The sequence below is a fragment of the Rhizobium sp. 32-5/1 genome (assembly GCF_029537235.1).
GTDB lineage: Bacteria > Pseudomonadota > Alphaproteobacteria > Rhizobiales > Rhizobiaceae > Pararhizobium.
Genome location: NZ_CP120638.1, coordinates 685,162 through 700,504, shown reverse-complemented (window position 1 = coordinate 700,504; position 15,343 = coordinate 685,162). Strand labels below are relative to the sequence as shown.

The 15,343-nt window shown below is 60.3% G+C and carries 14 protein-coding genes and 1 pseudogene; 8 read left to right on the top strand and 7 right to left on the bottom strand.

The genetic code is table 11. The features are described from left to right. Positions 1 to 166: 166 nt before the first annotated feature. Positions 167 to 805: an outer membrane protein gene (locus P6U16_RS03635; protein WP_277702643.1), complete on the top strand. Its 639-nt coding sequence runs from the start codon at positions 167 to 169 to the stop codon at positions 803 to 805. 76 nt (positions 806 to 881) lie between these two features. On the opposite strand, the gene P6U16_RS03630 is transcribed toward P6U16_RS03635, so the two are convergent. The 3 genes from P6U16_RS03630 to P6U16_RS03620 are packed head-to-tail and all read right to left on the bottom strand — an operon-like array spanning position 882 to position 3,193. Then, positions 882 to 1,472 (bottom strand): glutathione S-transferase, encoded by a 591-nt coding sequence (locus P6U16_RS03630; RefSeq protein WP_277702642.1) that lies wholly within the window; start codon positions 1,470 to 1,472, stop codon positions 882 to 884. A gap of 46 nt (positions 1,473 to 1,518) precedes the next feature. Continuing rightward, positions 1,519 to 2,268 carry a ribonuclease gene (locus P6U16_RS03625; RefSeq protein WP_277702641.1) on the bottom strand — a complete coding sequence of 250 codons (750 nt, stop codon included), beginning with the start codon at positions 2,266 to 2,268 and terminating at the stop codon, positions 1,519 to 1,521. 43 nt (positions 2,269 to 2,311) lie between these two features. Continuing rightward, positions 2,312 to 3,193: a 23S rRNA (adenine(2030)-N(6))-methyltransferase RlmJ gene (locus P6U16_RS03620; RefSeq protein ID WP_277702640.1), complete on the bottom strand. Its 882-nt coding sequence runs from the start codon at positions 3,191 to 3,193 to the stop codon at positions 2,312 to 2,314. Between the two features lie 68 nt (positions 3,194 to 3,261). Between P6U16_RS03620 and P6U16_RS03615 the strand changes: the two are divergent. The 3 genes and pseudogenes from P6U16_RS03615 to P6U16_RS03605 all read left to right on the top strand — a co-directional run bounded on the left by P6U16_RS03615 (position 3,262) and on the right by P6U16_RS03605 (position 6,487). Next, positions 3,262 to 5,393 (top strand): annotated as a pseudogene (locus tag P6U16_RS03615) (molybdopterin oxidoreductase family protein). 2 nt (positions 5,394 to 5,395) lie between these two features. Further along, on the top strand, positions 5,396 to 5,995 hold the full coding sequence (locus tag P6U16_RS03610) for an NUDIX domain-containing protein (RefSeq protein WP_277702639.1): 600 nt from the start codon (positions 5,396 to 5,398) through the stop codon (positions 5,993 to 5,995). Between the two features lie 39 nt (positions 5,996 to 6,034). Next, complete coding sequence (locus P6U16_RS03605) at positions 6,035 to 6,487, top strand: hypothetical protein (protein ID WP_277702638.1); 453 nt, start codon at positions 6,035 to 6,037, stop codon at positions 6,485 to 6,487. A gap of 146 nt (positions 6,488 to 6,633) precedes the next feature. Here P6U16_RS03605 and P6U16_RS28295 read toward each other — a convergent pair whose 3' ends face one another. The 4 genes from P6U16_RS28295 to purM form a co-directional block, all read right to left on the bottom strand. After that, positions 6,634 to 6,882: an omptin family outer membrane protease gene (locus tag P6U16_RS28295; protein WP_349017672.1), complete on the bottom strand. Its 249-nt coding sequence runs from the start codon at positions 6,880 to 6,882 to the stop codon at positions 6,634 to 6,636. Positions 6,883 to 6,911: 29 nt separating this feature from the next. Next, positions 6,912 to 7,580: an omptin family outer membrane protease gene (locus tag P6U16_RS28290; RefSeq protein ID WP_349017671.1), complete on the bottom strand. Its 669-nt coding sequence runs from the start codon at positions 7,578 to 7,580 to the stop codon at positions 6,912 to 6,914. Between the two features lie 118 nt (positions 7,581 to 7,698). After that, positions 7,699 to 8,289 carry a phosphoribosylglycinamide formyltransferase gene (gene purN, locus P6U16_RS03595; protein WP_277703991.1) on the bottom strand — a complete coding sequence of 197 codons (591 nt, stop codon included), beginning with the start codon at positions 8,287 to 8,289 and terminating at the stop codon, positions 7,699 to 7,701. A 55-nt stretch (positions 8,290 to 8,344) separates the two neighbouring features. After that, positions 8,345 to 9,415, bottom strand: a complete 1,071-nt coding sequence (gene purM / locus P6U16_RS03590) for a phosphoribosylformylglycinamidine cyclo-ligase (protein WP_277702637.1) — start codon at positions 9,413 to 9,415, stop codon at positions 8,345 to 8,347. Positions 9,416 to 9,677: 262 nt separating this feature from the next. On the opposite strand from purM, the gene P6U16_RS03585 reads away from it, so the two are divergent. The 4 genes from P6U16_RS03585 to ppx all read left to right on the top strand — a co-directional run bounded on the left by P6U16_RS03585 (position 9,678) and on the right by ppx (position 15,319). Further along, positions 9,678 to 10,838 (top strand): AI-2E family transporter, encoded by a 1,161-nt coding sequence (locus P6U16_RS03585; RefSeq protein WP_277702636.1) that lies wholly within the window; start codon positions 9,678 to 9,680, stop codon positions 10,836 to 10,838. 5 nt (positions 10,839 to 10,843) lie between these two features. Continuing rightward, positions 10,844 to 11,530: a DnaA regulatory inactivator HdaA gene (gene hdaA / locus P6U16_RS03580; RefSeq protein ID WP_277702635.1), complete on the top strand. Its 687-nt coding sequence runs from the start codon at positions 10,844 to 10,846 to the stop codon at positions 11,528 to 11,530. 64 nt (positions 11,531 to 11,594) lie between these two features. Beyond that, entirely contained in the window at positions 11,595 to 13,784 is a 2,190-nt protein-coding gene (locus P6U16_RS03575; RefSeq protein WP_277702634.1) for an RNA degradosome polyphosphate kinase, read from the top strand. Between the two features lie 11 nt (positions 13,785 to 13,795). After that, the gene (gene ppx, locus P6U16_RS03570) at positions 13,796 to 15,319 is read left to right on the top strand and encodes an exopolyphosphatase (RefSeq protein ID WP_277702633.1); all 1,524 of its coding nucleotides are present in this window, start codon (positions 13,796 to 13,798) and stop codon (positions 15,317 to 15,319) included. Positions 15,320 to 15,343: the final 24 nt, after the last annotated feature.

Genomic DNA, 15,343 nt, shown 5'->3' with positions numbered 1-15,343 from the left:
TCCTATTTCAGCCATGCCCGTGCCACTAAAATTTCACATTTCGGCTCTTGTGAATCCTCAATTGAAGGCCAATTTCACCTCAACCGGGCGGGGTTAACTAGAATTTGTCCGATGCACCAGATCAGGCCACGAGGGCCAGGGGCATCGGTTTGATAAGGAGAATAGTATGCGTACCATTATCACCACTCTCATGGCTTCTGCCGTATCGTTCATCGCTTTCTCGGCAGCTCAGGCTGCTGACGCCATCGACGAAGTCCCGGCTGCTCCGGCTGCTGAATACAGCGAGCCGGCTGTCAAGGATTGGTCCGGCGCCTATGTCGGTGGCACGGCGAACTGGGCCCATGGCAAGTTCAATGCGACGGGCGACCGTAGTGCGGCCGGCTCCGGCGGTGGTCTCTATGGTGGTTACAACATGCAGAGCGGCTCGATCGTCTACGGTGCCGAAGCTGACGTGAACTATGGCGACAATGACGTAAACAACGGCACGGTGAACATGGAACAGGGCGTTAACGGCTCGATCCGCGGTCGCGTCGGCTACGACCTGAACCCTGTCCTCGTTTACGGTACGGCCGGTGTTGCTGCATCGAACGTCAAGGCCACGCAGGGCGGTTCGTCCGACAAGAACACCCTTCTCGGCTGGACGGCCGGTGCCGGTGCCGAAGCGCTCGTCACGGACAATGTCACGGCTCGCGTCGAATATCGCTACAGCGACTACAACTCGAAGAACTTCAACGTCGGCGGCGGCACGGTTTCGTCGGGTTACGACGAACACAGCGTCCGCGTCGGTATGGGCGTCAAGTTCTGATCATCGACCGATTGATGAATGTGAAAAGGCCGGAGCGATCCGGCCTTTTTGCTGCCTTTGGAACACTACAAATAGTTTACGTCCGGAATTTCACATGGTCCGGAAACGCCTTCTGGAATTTCTGCGGCCAGTTCTTCAGCTTTAGCCGACCTTTCTGCCATTCACCGGTGAAGCGCAGTTCCAGATAGGTCAGCATGGCGGCCAGCGCGAAGTGACCGGCATGCAGCTTGGCCGCGGTCTTCGGCAGGTTGGCGTTGAGATAATCCAGGCCGCGCACCACCTTTTCCCATTGCCGGTCGATCCAGGGCTGGTGCACCTTTTCCGGCGGATGAAACCGCTTTTCGTAGACGATGGCGAGAAGGCTGTCGCAGATGCCGTCGCAGAGCGCTTCCAGAATTTCCACCTCGGTGCGCTTGGCCGGATTGCGCGGGTAGAGCTTGCCCTTGGTCTCGCGATCGACGAAATGCAGGATCGCCCGGCTGTCATAGATCGACTTCCCGTCATCGGTCACCAGCGTCGGGATCTTGCCGAGCGGATTGCTGGCGATCAGCGACGGCGGATTGGCATTGGTGTCGGTGAGCACGCTTTCGGCGGAAAGCCCCGCGTAGTGCGCGGCCATGCGCACCTTGTTGGAATAGGGCGAGGCGGGCGAATAGAGGATTTTCATCGCGAGTCTTTCTGGCTTCTAAGGTTTTGGCGTGGAATGGTCCTGTTCAGGGTATCGGTGGCAGGGTGACGCTTTTGCTTCGGCAACTGCGTGCATCGACAGCAGGGCACGAACGGAAGCTGAGATCCTTGTTGTAGCAGATGCGAACCTCCTCAAGAAAGCGCGCCTCGCAGGTGATGGCAATGGCATTTTTCGCAAGTCCCGGATTGGCGGCAAGGAAGGCGGTCTCGATGTCGTCTGTTGCCGCCTCCTTCGGCCTGACGATCGATTTCAGCGCCGGTGGAATTTCCAGCCTGTCCCACGCGGCGCGTACCACCGCGAAATAGTCCTTCTGGGTGAGCCCTGAACAACTGCCATGCTTGCGCCACTCATGGCCGATCAGGCCCATCGACGGCATAATGTCGAAAAGGGTCCGCCCGAGCCGTTCGGGGATACGGTCCGATTCGCTGGTGCGGCAATATTCGGGAAATCCGGTTTCGTTCTGCGGCCAGAGGCCATGCACGATAAAGCCGTGGCTGGCATCCGCCGCGCACTGCTCCGTTCGCCCCGAAACGTCGTTGCCCGCACACCAGGTCGGCGACCAGGAAAGGGAAAGAACGTAGTAGTCAAAGCCCGTGCCGATCGGCACGGCGACCCGGGCACGCTGTGCCTTGTGTTGCGGCTCCACGGCCTTCTTTTCAGCTGGTTGCTGCCGCTGCACCTGCTCTGAAGCTTGCTTGGCCGTCGGGCCATTGTCGCAGGCGCAAAGCAGCAGTGCGGGGAAAATAAGCAACACGCGTTGGAAAGATCGAAACATGGTCATCTCCGGAGCCTGCAAAGTGTTGGTGGCAGGCTTGATATCACTCCCATTCGGAGCGATCGATGCTTTCCTCGCCGCGCAGCCAGAAGGCCCGGGAGGAGGCATGGCGATCAAGTTTCAGGCGGTCTTTCAGGAAGGGCAGGATGGTGTCGAGTTCGCTCTTCAGCGTGAAGGGTGGGTTGACGATGATCAGGCCGGAGCCGGAAAGTCCGGTCGTGTCGCGCTCGCTGCGCACCGAAAGCTCGGCGCAGAGCATCTTTGGTATTTCCAGCGCCTTTAGCGCCTCATGAAAGGCGGCAATCGGCGCACCCTGCTTCAGCGGATACCAGAGACAGAAGGTGCCGCCGGAAAAGCGACGATAGGCTTTGCCCAGCCCCTCCACCATCCGCTCGTACTCGCCATCGATCTCGAAGGGCGGATCGACAAGCACGAGGCCGCGCTTTTCCTTGGGCGGCAGATGCGCTCCGAGCGCCAGCCATCCATCCAGCTCGGTGATGCGGCTCTGGAAATCGCCGTCGAACAGGCGGTGCAGCGTCTCGTAATCGTCCGGGTGCAGTTCCATCGCCGAGAGGCGGTCCTGCGGTCGCATCAGCATGCGCGTCAGTTTCGGCGAGCCGGGATAGAGCGTGACAGTGCCGTCCGCTTCCGAATTGAGATCGCGCACAGCTTGGAGATAGGGCTCAAGCACGGCGGCGACCTTGGCGGGCAGGGGCTCTGCCAAAAGCTTGCCGATCCCGTCGCGCCACTCACCGGTCTTCTGGGCTTCCTCGCTGGTGAGATCGTAGAGGCCGATCCCGGCATGGGTGTCGAGCACCCGGAACGCCTTGTCTTTCTGCTTCAGATAGGTGATCAGCCGCGCAAGCACGGCATGTTTCAGGACATCGGCAAAATTGCCGGCATGATAGGCGTGACGATAATTCATGACAGCTGCTGATCGTCCCGATGAATTGTTGAGATGGGTGGAGAATGGCTCTTTGAGAGGCTTTCGCGATGCAATATAGAAAAGCCATGAACGTTGCGAGCCCCATCCTAGCAGAAAAATCCATTGGCCATACGGTCTGTCCGCATGACTGTCCCTCCGCCTGCGCGCTGGAGGTGGATATCCAGCCGGACGGACGGATCGGGCGGGTGCGCGGTGCGAGCGCCAACACCTATACTGCCGGCGTCATCTGCGCCAAGGTGGCGCGCTATTCCGAGCGGATCTATCACCCCGGGCGGCTGATGGTGCCGCGACGGCGCGTCGGTCGCAAGGGCGAGGGCGGCTGGCAGGAGGTTTCTTGGGAAGCAGCGCTCGACGAGATCGCGGATGCTTTCATCAAGGCCGAGCAGCAACATGGCTCTGAAGCGGTCTGGCCCTATTTCTATGCCGGCACGATGGGGCAGGTGCAGCGCGATTCGATCGAGCGGCTCAGGCATGCCAAGCGCTATTCCGGCTTCTTCGGTTCGATCTGCACCAACATGGCCTGGACCGGCATGTCGATGGCGACTGGCGCCCTGCGCGGCCCCGATCCGCGCGAGATGGCGAAGTCCGATTGCGTGGTGATCTGGGGCACGAACGCGGTTTCGACGCAGGTCAACGTCATGACCCATGCGGTCAAGGCACGCAAGGAGCGCGGGGCGAAGATCGTCGTCATCGACATCTACGACAACCCGACGATCAAGCAGGCCGACATGGGCCTGATCCTGAAGCCGGGAACGGATGCGGCACTTGCCTGCGCCGTCATGCACATCGCCTTTCGCGACGGTTACGCCGACCGGACCTATATGGAGAAGTTTGCCGATGATCCGGCGGGACTTGAAGCGCATCTGAAGACGCGCAGGCCGGACTGGGCGTCGGATATCACAGGCCTGCCGGTCGAAGAGATCGAAGCCTTTGCAAAGCTCGTCGGCACGACGCCGAAAACATACTTCCGGCTTGGCTATGGCTTTACCCGCCAGCGCAACGGCGCTGTCGCCATCCATGCGGCGGCCTCGATCCCGACCGTGCTCGGCAGTTGGAAACACGAGGGTGGCGGCGCCTTCCATTCGAATAATGACATCTTCAAGTTCGACAAGCGCGAACTTGTCGGCACGGCGATGCTCGACCCTGAAATCCGAATGCTCGACCAGTCGCAGATCGGCCGTGTGCTGACGGGAGATGCGGATGCGCTGCGGCACCGCGGTCCCGTAACGGCGATGATTATCCAGAACACCAATCCGGTCAATGTGACGCCCGAACAACGGCTGGTGAAGCAGGGCTTCCTGCGCGACGACCTCTTCGTCGCCGTGCACGAGCATTTCATGACCGATACGGCCAAGCTCGCCGATATCGTGCTGCCGGCCACCATGTTCCTCGAACATGACGATCTCTACCGTGGCGGCGGCCACCAGCACATCCTGCTCGGCCCCAAAGTCGTCGAGCCGCCATCGACGGTGCGCAGCAATCTCTTCGTCATCGAGGAACTGGCCAAGCGGCTCGGTGTCTCCGACAGGCCCGGCTTCGGGCTCCGCGAGCGAGAGCATATCGACCATATTCTCGTTCATTACGGCATCGGCTACGACCAGCTGAAACAGGACAAGTGGCTGGACGTGCAGCCGGATTTCGAGACGGCGCATTTCGTCCACGGCTTCGGTCACCCGGACGGAAAATTCCGCTTCAAGGCCGACTGGACCGGCACGCCGGCGCCCAACCGGCCGCCGAAATCGATGGGGGCGCAGGGCCTTACGGCGATCTGCCGGAATTTCCCGATCATGTCGATCTGATCGAGGTCGCGGATGCGGTCCATCCGTTCCGGCTGGCAACTTCGCCGGCGCGCTCCTTCCTGAACTCGACCTTCGCTGAAACCCCGTCCTCCGTGATCAAGGAAGGCCGACCGGAACTGATGCTGAATGCCGAGGACGCGGCAGTGCTGGGGATCACGGACGGTGACGTCGTGCGGATCGGCAACCTGCGCGGCGAAATCCGACTGCATGCCACGATCGGCGGCGGCACGCGGCGCGGCGTGGTGATCGCCGAGGGGCTTTGGCCGAACGATGCCCATCTGGACGGCGAGGGCATCAACGTGCTCACCGGCGCCGATGCCGCCGCCCCCTATGGCGGGGCGGCCTTTCACGACAACCGCGTCTGGCTGCGCAAGGATTGAGAATGACGAAATTCCAAGATGCCAAGGTCGAGATCCTCAAGGATGAGACCCTTTCGAAGAACTGGTACCACCTGCGCAACGTCACCTTCAACTATACCGACTCGAACGGCGTGACGAAGAAGCTGAAGCGCGAAGTCTATGACCGCGGCAATGGCGCGACCATCCTGCTCTACGATCCGAAGCGCGAAAGCGTCATCCTGGTGCGCCAGTTCCGCATGCCGACGCATCTGAACGGTCATTCCGGCTGGCTTCTGGAAACCCCCGCCGGCCTTCTCGATGGCGACCATCCGGCCGAAGCCATCCGCCGCGAGGTCATGGAGGAGACGGGCTATTTGGTGACGGACGTCCGGCCGCTCTTCCAGGCTTTCATGAGCCCAGGCGCCGTCACCGAAACCATCCACTTCTTCGCCGCGATCATCGATGCGACGCAGCGCGTTGAGGAGGGTGGTGGCGCCGCCCACGAGGATGAGGATATCGAGGTGATGGAAGTCTCGCTGGTCGATGCCATGGACATGATCGGCAGCGGCGAAATCTGCGATGCAAAGACGATCATGCTTCTGCAATGGGCGATGCTCCACCGGCATGTTCTTGCGATTTGCTGAATCGGCTGTGAGTATCAGTTACAAGCAGGGATTGAATTTATGGGAATGACAATCACAGAGTTGCTTGAGCTTGACCGCGAAGGCGAACTATCCACGCTAACACCGGTCGCTGATGACGTCTTAAAAAGCATTGCTGCGCAATACCCTGGGATTTCAAAACAGTATCTCGCGTTCATTCGTGCTGTCGGCACAGGATCGACAAAGACTGGCTCTTACATCTACGAGCCTGAGCCGGCAGCGTCAGTCGAACAGAATCAGTCGTTCCAGATTTACAACGGTGTGCCTTACCAAAAGTTGTCCAAATGGTTTTCAGGCAAGGAGCCGAAACGGGATCGAATTCCCGCCGATGCGATATGGTTGCAGACTCTGCTGCCTCTTGGCGATATTGCCTTTGCCCCTCCCTCGGCGACGGCGTTTTCTGTCTCGATATGGCTGGTCCGACATTCGAAATTGATTCCGAGGACTTCTTCACGTTTGTCGCAAGAGGCTTAGTATACGCCAGCGAAATCGAAGACGATGGATAACGACCGCAAGAGCTATCCCTACGACCGCCGGTTCTTCGGCAGTCGCCCGGTCCGATCTATGACCTTTATGCTCAGACTTGACCAACTCGAGGTCGGTTGTGGTCAAAAGGCTATCTAAAACTTCCCCTTCAAGCCAAGGCTGACCGAGGCGGTGGAGAATTTTGCGCCCGCGGTATCCTGGAACTCGGCTGACGCGCCGGTCGTGGTGTTGCGGATGTGCGTGTCGCCGGTGCCGAAGTCGGTCATCTCGAAAGCGCCGTTGGCGTAGAGCGAGATATTTGGCGTCAGGTTGTAGGCAATAGCGGCATTGGCACCGTAGACGGCGGCGAGATCAAAACTGTCGGTAAAGCGCAGGTCGCGCAACCAGTGATCGTCCGGTGCCTTCGCACGGATCAGGGCGCCAGCTTCCAGACCACCTGAGAGCGTCCAGTCTCCAAGGTCTGCGACCCCCGGACATTGGCATAGGCGACCGGCATTTTCTGGCGGTAGGTTATGACTTTTTCGCCATCGTTGAAGTCGCCGATCGTGTCGCGCAAGTCATTCGTGCTGTAGATGTAGGATCCGCCATAGCCGGACCATTGCACTTCGCTGTAGCGTCCGCCAAGACCAAGGCTGGCGAAGCGACCATTGTCATTGACGAATGTGCGGTTTAGTTCCAGGCTGCCGCTATAGTAGTGGTCCAGGCGGGTGTCGTCGTGGAGGGAGCGGTGGCTCCAGTCGTTGTCCGATTGTCCGGTCGCATGGGGAGCGATCCAGTCGTAGTCCGTCATGTATCCATCACCGTCCATGCCGGTCTTGCCTTCCGCGCGGACGGTCCAGTCGGGAGCCACCTCGATGCTGAGCGAACCGCGCAGAAGCGTGACGCCCTTGGATTCCCAATCGAGCCGGCTGATCGTGCTGCCGCCGTTAAAGACACTCTCTTCGGCATAGATATTGGCAAGTCCGACATCGAAGGTCATCGATACCGGTCCCTCGGTCACGGGGCTATAGAAGTCACCGGCCTGTGCCGTGTTGGTGCAGAGGATCGCAGCGCCCGCGAGAAGGCTGGAGAGAAGCTTCATGACCAATTCCCGAAGATGGGCACGCAGCAGTGCCGGAGATGAAATGTTTCATCCAATTTCGTCGGGTATGGTAAATTTTCAGTATATTTTCGGTATTTACCCTGTTTTTTCTGCCACTTTAGGGTGTTCTTGTATTCAGTGCCCTGGCAGCAGAGCGAACCGTAGCTACATCCTGCATCCTGACCTTACCCTGCGCAACCTGCCGAAGGGCCTGCGGATAGAGAAGGTGCTCCACGCGCAGCACCCGGGCGGCCAGCGTTTCCGCCGTATCGTCGCTCAGCACAGGCACAGTGCCCTGCAAAACGACAGGCCCTTCATCCATGCCTTCGGTAACGAAATGCACGGTGCATCCGGCTTCGGTCATGCCGGCATCAATTGCGCGTTGATGTGTGTGCAGACCGGGAAACAGCGGCAGCAGGGACGGGTGTATGTTGAGGATGCGGCCTTCGTAGCGATTGATGAAGGTGCTGCTCAGAAGCCGCATATAGCCGGCGAGGCAGAGAATATCCGGCGAGAGGCGGTCGAGTTCGGCAAGAATGGCAGCTTCATGCGCGTCCTTGCTGGCATAATCCTTGCGCTGAAAGGCGAATGTGGGGATGCCCAGAGCTTCCGCCTTGGCAAGCCCGCCGGCATCAGCCTTGTCGGAAAATACCGCAACGATATCCGCCGGATAGTCGGCAGCCTGCGTTGCGCGTGCCAGCGCCAGCATGTTCGAGCCGCCGCCGGAGATAAAGGCGACGACGCGCTTTTTGCCGAAGCAGACGTCATAGGGCGAGCGTACCCTTGTAGATGGTGCCGGCTTCACCCTCTTCTCGAGCGACCATGCGGCCGAGTGCAAAGACGGTCTCGCCTTCGGCTTCGAGAGCGGCTGTGACCTTTTCGGCATCCGCAGCCGACACAACGGCGATCATGCCGACGCCGCAGTTGAAGGTGCGCAGCATCTCGGTTGCAGCCACGCCGCCGGTCTTCGCGAGCCAGGAGAACACGGCGGGCGCCTTGATGCTGTCGAGATCGATTTCGGCGGCGAGATGTTTTGGCAGGACCCGCGGAATGTTTTCCGGGAAGCCGCCGCCGGTGATGTGTGCCAAAGCCTTGATTGCGCCCGTTTCGCGGATCGCCTTCAAGAGCGGCTTCACATAGATACGTGTCGGGGTCATCAAAACGTCAGCCAGGGTACCCTCGCCGAACGGAGCGGTCGCGTCCCAGGCAAGGCCCGAGAGCGAAACGATCTTGCGGACCAGCGAATAGCCGTTGGAATGCACGCCGGAGGAAGCGAGTCCCAGAATGACATCGCCCTCTGCGATATCGCCTGATGGCAGCAACTGTCCGCGCTCTGCGGCACCAACGGCAAAGCCGGCAAGATCGTAGTCGCCGCCCGCATACATGCCCGGCATTTCGGCAGTCTCGCCACCGATCAGCGCACAGCCGGCCTCGCGGCAACCGGCCGCAATGCCGCCGACGATGGCCGCACCCTGATCCGGATCGAGCTTGCCCGTGGCGAAATAGTCGAGGAAGAACAAAGGCTCCGCGCCCTGCACGACGAGGTCGTTGACGCACATGGCGACGAGGTCGATGCCGACCGTGTCGTGCTTGTTGGCGTCGATGGCGATCTTGAGCTTGGTGCCGACGCCGTCATTGGCGGCGACCAGAACTGGATCGATAAAACCGGCGGCCTTCAGGTCGAACAGGCCGCCAAAACCGCCGATCTCGCCATCCGCACCGGGGCGGCGGGTCGAGCGCACATGCGGCTTGATCTTCTCGACCAGCAGATTGCCGGCGTCGATGTCCACTCCCGCATCACTGTAGGTCAGACCGTTCTTTCCCGACTGGCTCATCGCACGCTCTCCGCTGGCTCGTCACGTTGCGGATGCGATTGGCATGATGAGGGGGAAGTGCAAGCATCTTGCCGACGGGATTGCCGCTTTTTCACCGCTTTGCTGCTGTTCTTGGGGCGCGCAGGCATGAGGTCGCATGATTTGGCGGCATCTGCAGGCCGCAGGCTTGACCAGTCTTGCAGGTGCATCCTATCTGCGTTGAGACAAGACCATCAGGCCGGGTCGCGTGCATGGCGCCCATCGGGAAGGCAAGGAGTTGACGATGCCAATCCAAATCAATCCGGCGAGCCTCTGGCGACAGGTGATGTTCTGGCTCCTGTCCCTGGCCGTCTTCGTGATTTTCCTGCTCGTTTTCAGCTCGATCCTATTGCCGTTCATTGCCGGCATGGCGCTCGCCTATTTCCTCGATCCGGTCGCCGACTGGCTGGAGCGCCGGGGGCTGAGCCGGATGTGGGCGACGGTCTTCATCCTGATCGGCTTCATTGTCGTCTTTGCCCTATCGCTGATGATCGTCATCCCGCTGATTGCCAGCCAGGCGGCAGACTTCATCGAGAAAATGCCGGGCTATATCACCAAGCTGCAGGAATTGCTGACCGATGCGCAATCCTCCCTCGTGCCGGGCTGGATCAGTAGCCAGATGGGGCAGATCAAGGAGAATTCCGCCAAGCTTCTGGAGCAGGGCGCCGGTTTCCTCGGCACGCTGTTCCAGCAGTTGTGGAACTCGGGCGTCGCGCTCCTCGACATCATCTCGCTGTTCATCATCACCCCGGTCGTCGCCTTCTACCTGCTTCTGGACTGGGACCGCATGATTGCCAAGGTCGATAGCTGGGTTCCCCGTCCGCAACTGGCGACCGTTCGCCAGATCGCCCGCGACATGGATACGACGATCGCCGGTTTCGTGCGCGGGCAGGGATCACTCTGCATTATTCTCGGCCTTTACTACGGGATCGGCCTGTCCCTCGTTGGGCTGAATTTCGGCCTTTTAATCGGTCTGTTCAGCGGCGTGATCAGCTTCATTCCCTATGTCGGATCGATGATCGGCCTCGTGCTGGCGCTGGGCATCGCGCTTGTACAGTTCTGGCCGGACTACACAACCATCATCGTGGTGCTGGTGATCTTCTTCAGCGGCCAGTTTCTGGAGGGCAATATTCTTCAGCCGCGTCTGGTCGGCAAAAGCGTCGGTCTGCATCCGGTCTGGCTGATGTTCGCCCTGCTTGCCTTTGGCGCGCTGTTCGGCTTCGTCGGTCTTCTGGTCGCCGTTCCGGCGGCAGCCGCCCTTGGCGTCCTGGTGCGCTTCGCACTCGGACGTTATCTTGAGAGCGATCTCTATCATGGCCACACCACCTTGATTACGCCGGCTGTGCCGAAAACGCTGATCGTCTCGAACGAAGAGGCTATCAAAAAGCCGGACGGCACGGCATAAGCGCCATGAAACCAGTATCGGAACAATTGCCGCTTGCCTTCGAACACGACCCTGCCATCGGCCGCGATGATCTTCTGATCTCCGATCCGCTGAGCGCTGCCGTGTCGATCGTCGATACCTGGCCGCAATGGTCGTCGCCTGTCGTCATCCTTGCCGGGCCCGTCGGATCGGGGAAATCGCATCTGGCCAGCATCTGGCGCGAAAAGAGCGGCGCCGTGCCCATCCATCCGCAGACAGGCAGTGATGCCGCGGACATAGCTGCCCGACAGCCCGTGCTGTTCGAGGATGCGGATCGGCGTGGCTTTGATGATCAGGCGCTGTTTCATGTCATCAACAGCGTGCGCGAAAACGGCACCGGCCTTCTGATCACCACGCGGCTCTGGCCGATGTCCTGGCCAGTGGAACTGGCGGATCTGCGCTCGCGGTTGAAGGCGGCAACGGTCGTTGAGATCGGCGAGCCGGACGACGAGCTTCTGGCGCTGGTTCTGGTCAAGCTGTTTTCGGACCGGCAGTTGACGGTCGATGAGAAGCTGATCGGCTACATCGTCACCCGCATGGAGCGCTCGCTGGATGCGGCGCAGACCATCGTGGAAAAGCTCGACCGGCTGGCGCTGTCGCGCCGCACACGGATCAGCCGTGCGCTGGCGCTGGAAGTGCTGACCGAATTGGGAAATGCGCGCGAAGGCGATTGACTGTCACTTTCGTGTCGTCAAACTGCGCTAGCGGCAAGCTGAAATGGAAATGGGCGGAACAGACATGGACAATGCGACATCTGATATTTCCGCAACGGAGGCCCTGGCCGCGGCGACAAATGAACTGCGCTCCAGCCCGGATCGTTTCATCAATCGCGAATTCTCCTGGCTGCAGTTCAATCGACGCGTGCTCGAGGAGACGCTGAATACGGCTCATCCCCTGCTTGAGCGTGTGCGTTTCCTGTCGATTTCCGCTGCCAACCTCGACGAATTCTTCATGGTGCGCGTCGCCGGCCTCGAAGGCCAGGTGCGCCAGGGGCTTTTGATGCGCAGCCCGGACGGCAAGACGCCGGCGGAGCAGCTGGAAGAAATCCTCAAGGAGATCGACAACCTGCAGATGGAGCAGCAGGCCTCGCTGGCCGTACTGCAGCAATATCTGGCCAAGGAAGACATCCTGATCATCCGTCCGGCATCGCTGTCTGCACAGGACAAGGTCTGGCTTGCCAGCGAATTCGACCAGTCGATCTTCCCGGTGCTGACGCCGCTCGCCATCGATCCGGCGCATCCATTTCCGTTCATCCCCAATCTCGGCTTCTCCATGGGGCTGCAGCTGATCAGCAAGAGCGGACGCGAGCCTATGACGGCGCTTTTGCGCCTTCCGGTGGCTCTCGACCGCTTCATCCGGCTTCCCGATGCGAAATCTGTCATCCGCTACATCACGCTGGAAGACGTCGTGTCGCTGTTTATCGGCCGGCTGTTCCCGGGCTACGAGGTTCAGGGTTCAGGCACGTTCCGGATCATTCGCGACAGCGATATCGAGGTCGAGGAAGAAGCCGAAGACCTGGTGCGCTTCTTCGAGACAGCGCTGAAGCGCCGTCGCCGTGGTTCCGTCATCCGCATCGAGATCGATTCGGAAATGCCGGCGGAACTGCACAAATTCGTCGTCCAGGAACTCAACGTTCCGGAAAACCGCGTGGCTGTTCTGCCGGGCCTTCTGGCGCTCGACACCATGTCGCAGATCGTCAAGGCGCCGCGCGACGACCTGCGTTTCGATCCCTACAATGCGCGATTTCCCGAACGGGTCCGCGAGCATGCCGGCGACTGCCTCGCCGCCATCCGCGAAAAGGACATGGTCGTCCATCATCCGTACGAATCTTTCGACGTTGTGGTCCAGTTCCTGCTCCAGGCTGCACGCGATCCGGAAGTGGTGGCGATAAAGCAGACGCTTTACCGCACATCGAACGACAGCCCGATCGTGCGCGCCCTGATCGATGCCGCCGAGGCTGGCAAATCGGTGACGGCGCTGGTCGAACTCAAGGCCAGATTCGACGAGGAAGCCAATATCCGCTGGGCCCGCGACCTCGAGCGTGCCGGCGTTCAGGTGGTGTTCGGCTTCATCGAATTGAAGACCCATGCGAAGATGTCGATGGTGGTGCGGCGCGAAGAAGGCAAGCTCAGGACCTATTGCCACCTCGGCACAGGAAATTACCACCCGGTGACCGCCAAGATCTACACCGACCTGTCCTTCTTCACCTGCAATCCGACCATCGCCCATGACATGGCGAACATCTTCAATTTCATCACCGGTTACGGCGAGCCGGAAGAAGGCGCCAAGATCGCGATCTCACCCAACACGCTGCGTCCGCGTATTCTCCGGCATATAGGACAGGAGATCGAGCATGCGAAGAACGGCGCGCCTGCCGCGATCTGGATGAAGATGAACTCGCTGGTCGATCCCGAAATCATCGACGCGCTCTATGCGGCGAGTGCCGCGGGTGTCGAGATCGATCTCGTGGTGCGCGGCATCTGCTGCCTGCGGCCACAGGTTCCGGGGCTATCAGACAATATCCGCGTCAAATCGATCGTCGGACGGTTCCTCGAACATTCGCGTATTTTCTGCTTCGGAAACGGCCACGGCCTTCCCTCGGAGAACGCGCTTGTTTATATCGGCTCCGCGGATATGATGCCGCGCAATCTGGACCGGCGCGTTGAGACCCTCGTTCCTCTCATCAACCGGACTGTGCACGAACAGGTACTGTCGCAGATCATGCTGGGCAATCTTATCGACAACCAGCAAAGCTACGAAATCCTGCCCGACGGCACGTCGCGGCGCATGGAGGTCGCAGCCGGCGCCGAACCGTTCAATGCGCAGCATTACTTCATGACCAATCCGAGCCTTTCCGGGCGAGGAGAGGCCTTGAAATCCAGCACACCGAAGCTTATTGCCGGCTGGAACCACGGCCGCAAACGATAAACTGGACTTGCATGGTAGAATCAGAAGCGCAGGGGCGGCTGCCTGGCATCGCCCCGGTCTCCGTCATCGATATCGGGTCGAACTCCATTCGTCTCGTGATCTATGAGGGGCTGAGCCGCGCGCCTGCGGTGCTTTTCAATGAAAAGGTCATGTGCGGGCTCGGCAAGGGCATCGACGCGACCGGTCGCATGGATGCCGAAAGTGTCGAGCGGGCGCTGAAGGCGCTTTATCGCTTCAAGGCGCTATCGACGCAGGCCCGCGCCTCGACCGTTTTTGTGCTGGCGACGGCTGCCGCGCGCGACGCCTCGAACGGCCCCGATTTCATTCGCCGCGCCGAAATCATCCTGTCGCAGAAGGTTCGCGTCCTGACGGGCGAGGAAGAGGCCTATTTCTCGGCGCTCGGCATCGTCAGCGGCTACCATGATCCCGACGGCGTCGTTGGTGATCTCGGCGGCGGCTCACTCGAACTGATCGACGTCGCCGGACGCGTGATCGGCAAAGGCATCACCCTGCCGCTCGGCGGCATCCGCCTTTCGGAGCATGCCCAGGGCTCGATCGTCAAGGCTCGCTCGCATGTGCGCCGCTATATGCGCGACGCTGCGGTGCTGAAGAACGCCACCGGCCGCACATTTTACGCCGTCGGCGGAACTTGGCGCTCGATCGCCAAGCTGCACATGGAACTGCGCAACTATCCGCTGCACATGATGCAGGGCTACGAAATCTCGTTCGAGGAGGCGATGGCTTTCCTGGCGGAAGTGATCGAGCCCAAGGATATCAAGGCGCCCGCCTATGCGGCGATCTCCAAGAGCCGCCGCAATCTTTTGCCGTTCGGCGCCATCGCGATGCAGGAAGCAATCGCACTGATGAAGCCGGCCCGTGTCTCGTTCTCGGCGCTCGGCGTGCGGGAGGGCTATCTGTTTTCACTCCTGTCCGATCAGGAAAGAAACCGCGATCCGTTGCTGACTGCTGCCGGCGAACTCGCGATCCTGCGTGCCCGATCCCCCGAACATGCCCGTGAGCTTGCCGACTGGACCGGGCGCATGGTCTCTTTCTTCGGCGTCAACGAGACCGACGAAGAAAGCCGCTACCGGCAGGCTGCCTGCCTGCTGGCAGACATCAGCTGGCGCGCGCATCCGGATTATCGCGGCCTGCAGGCGCTCAACATCATCGCCCACAGCACGTTTTCCGGCATCACCCATGCTGGGCGCGCCTATATTGCGCTTGCCAATTACTACCGGTTCGAAGGTCTGCACGACGATGGGGCCACGGGGCCGCTGACGGGAATCACGACACCGCGCCTCCTTGAGCTTGCCAAGCTGATCGGCGGATTGCTGCGTGTTGTCTATCTGTTCTCCGCATCCATGCCCGGCGTCGTCCGCAACCTGCGCATCCGTCCGGCGGAAAACTCCGAACTGGACCTGGAATTCGTGGTTCCGTCCGCCTACAGCGATTTTGCCGGCGAGCGGTTGGATGGCCGTTTGCAGCAATTGTCGAAGCTCACCGGCAAGAAGATTGCTTTCGTTTTTGAAGAGTAAGTCCGGCTGCCGATGCTTTGGGAT

What these genes read in the sequence shown, in the direction of transcription:
- P6U16_RS03635 (WP_277702643.1), top strand. Translation starts at nt 167, where the DNA reads ATGCGTACCATTATCACCACTCTCATGGCTTCTGCCGTATCGTTCATC.
- P6U16_RS03630 (WP_277702642.1), bottom strand. Translation starts at nt 1,472, where the DNA reads ATGAAAATCCTCTATTCGCCCGCCTCGCCCTATTCCAACAAGGTGCGC.
- P6U16_RS03625 (WP_277702641.1), bottom strand. Translation starts at nt 2,268, where the DNA reads ATGTTTCGATCTTTCCAACGCGTGTTGCTTATTTTCCCCGCACTGCTG.
- P6U16_RS03620 (WP_277702640.1), bottom strand. Translation starts at nt 3,193, where the DNA reads ATGAATTATCGTCACGCCTATCATGCCGGCAATTTTGCCGATGTCCTG.
- P6U16_RS03610 (WP_277702639.1), top strand. Translation starts at nt 5,396, where the DNA reads ATGACGAAATTCCAAGATGCCAAGGTCGAGATCCTCAAGGATGAGACC.
- P6U16_RS03605 (WP_277702638.1), top strand. Translation starts at nt 6,035, where the DNA reads ATGGGAATGACAATCACAGAGTTGCTTGAGCTTGACCGCGAAGGCGAA.
- P6U16_RS28290 (WP_349017671.1), bottom strand. Translation starts at nt 7,580, where the DNA reads ATGAAGCTTCTCTCCAGCCTTCTCGCGGGCGCTGCGATCCTCTGCACC.
- purN (WP_277703991.1), bottom strand. Translation starts at nt 8,289, where the DNA reads ATGCTGGCGCTGGCACGCGCAACGCAGGCTGCCGACTATCCGGCGGAT.
- purM (WP_277702637.1), bottom strand. Translation starts at nt 9,415, where the DNA reads ATGAGCCAGTCGGGAAAGAACGGTCTGACCTACAGTGATGCGGGAGTG.
- P6U16_RS03585 (WP_277702636.1), top strand. Translation starts at nt 9,678, where the DNA reads ATGCCAATCCAAATCAATCCGGCGAGCCTCTGGCGACAGGTGATGTTC.
- hdaA (WP_277702635.1), top strand. Translation starts at nt 10,844, where the DNA reads ATGAAACCAGTATCGGAACAATTGCCGCTTGCCTTCGAACACGACCCT.
- P6U16_RS03575 (WP_277702634.1), top strand. Translation starts at nt 11,595, where the DNA reads ATGGACAATGCGACATCTGATATTTCCGCAACGGAGGCCCTGGCCGCG.
- ppx (WP_277702633.1), top strand. Translation starts at nt 13,796, where the DNA reads ATGGTAGAATCAGAAGCGCAGGGGCGGCTGCCTGGCATCGCCCCGGTC.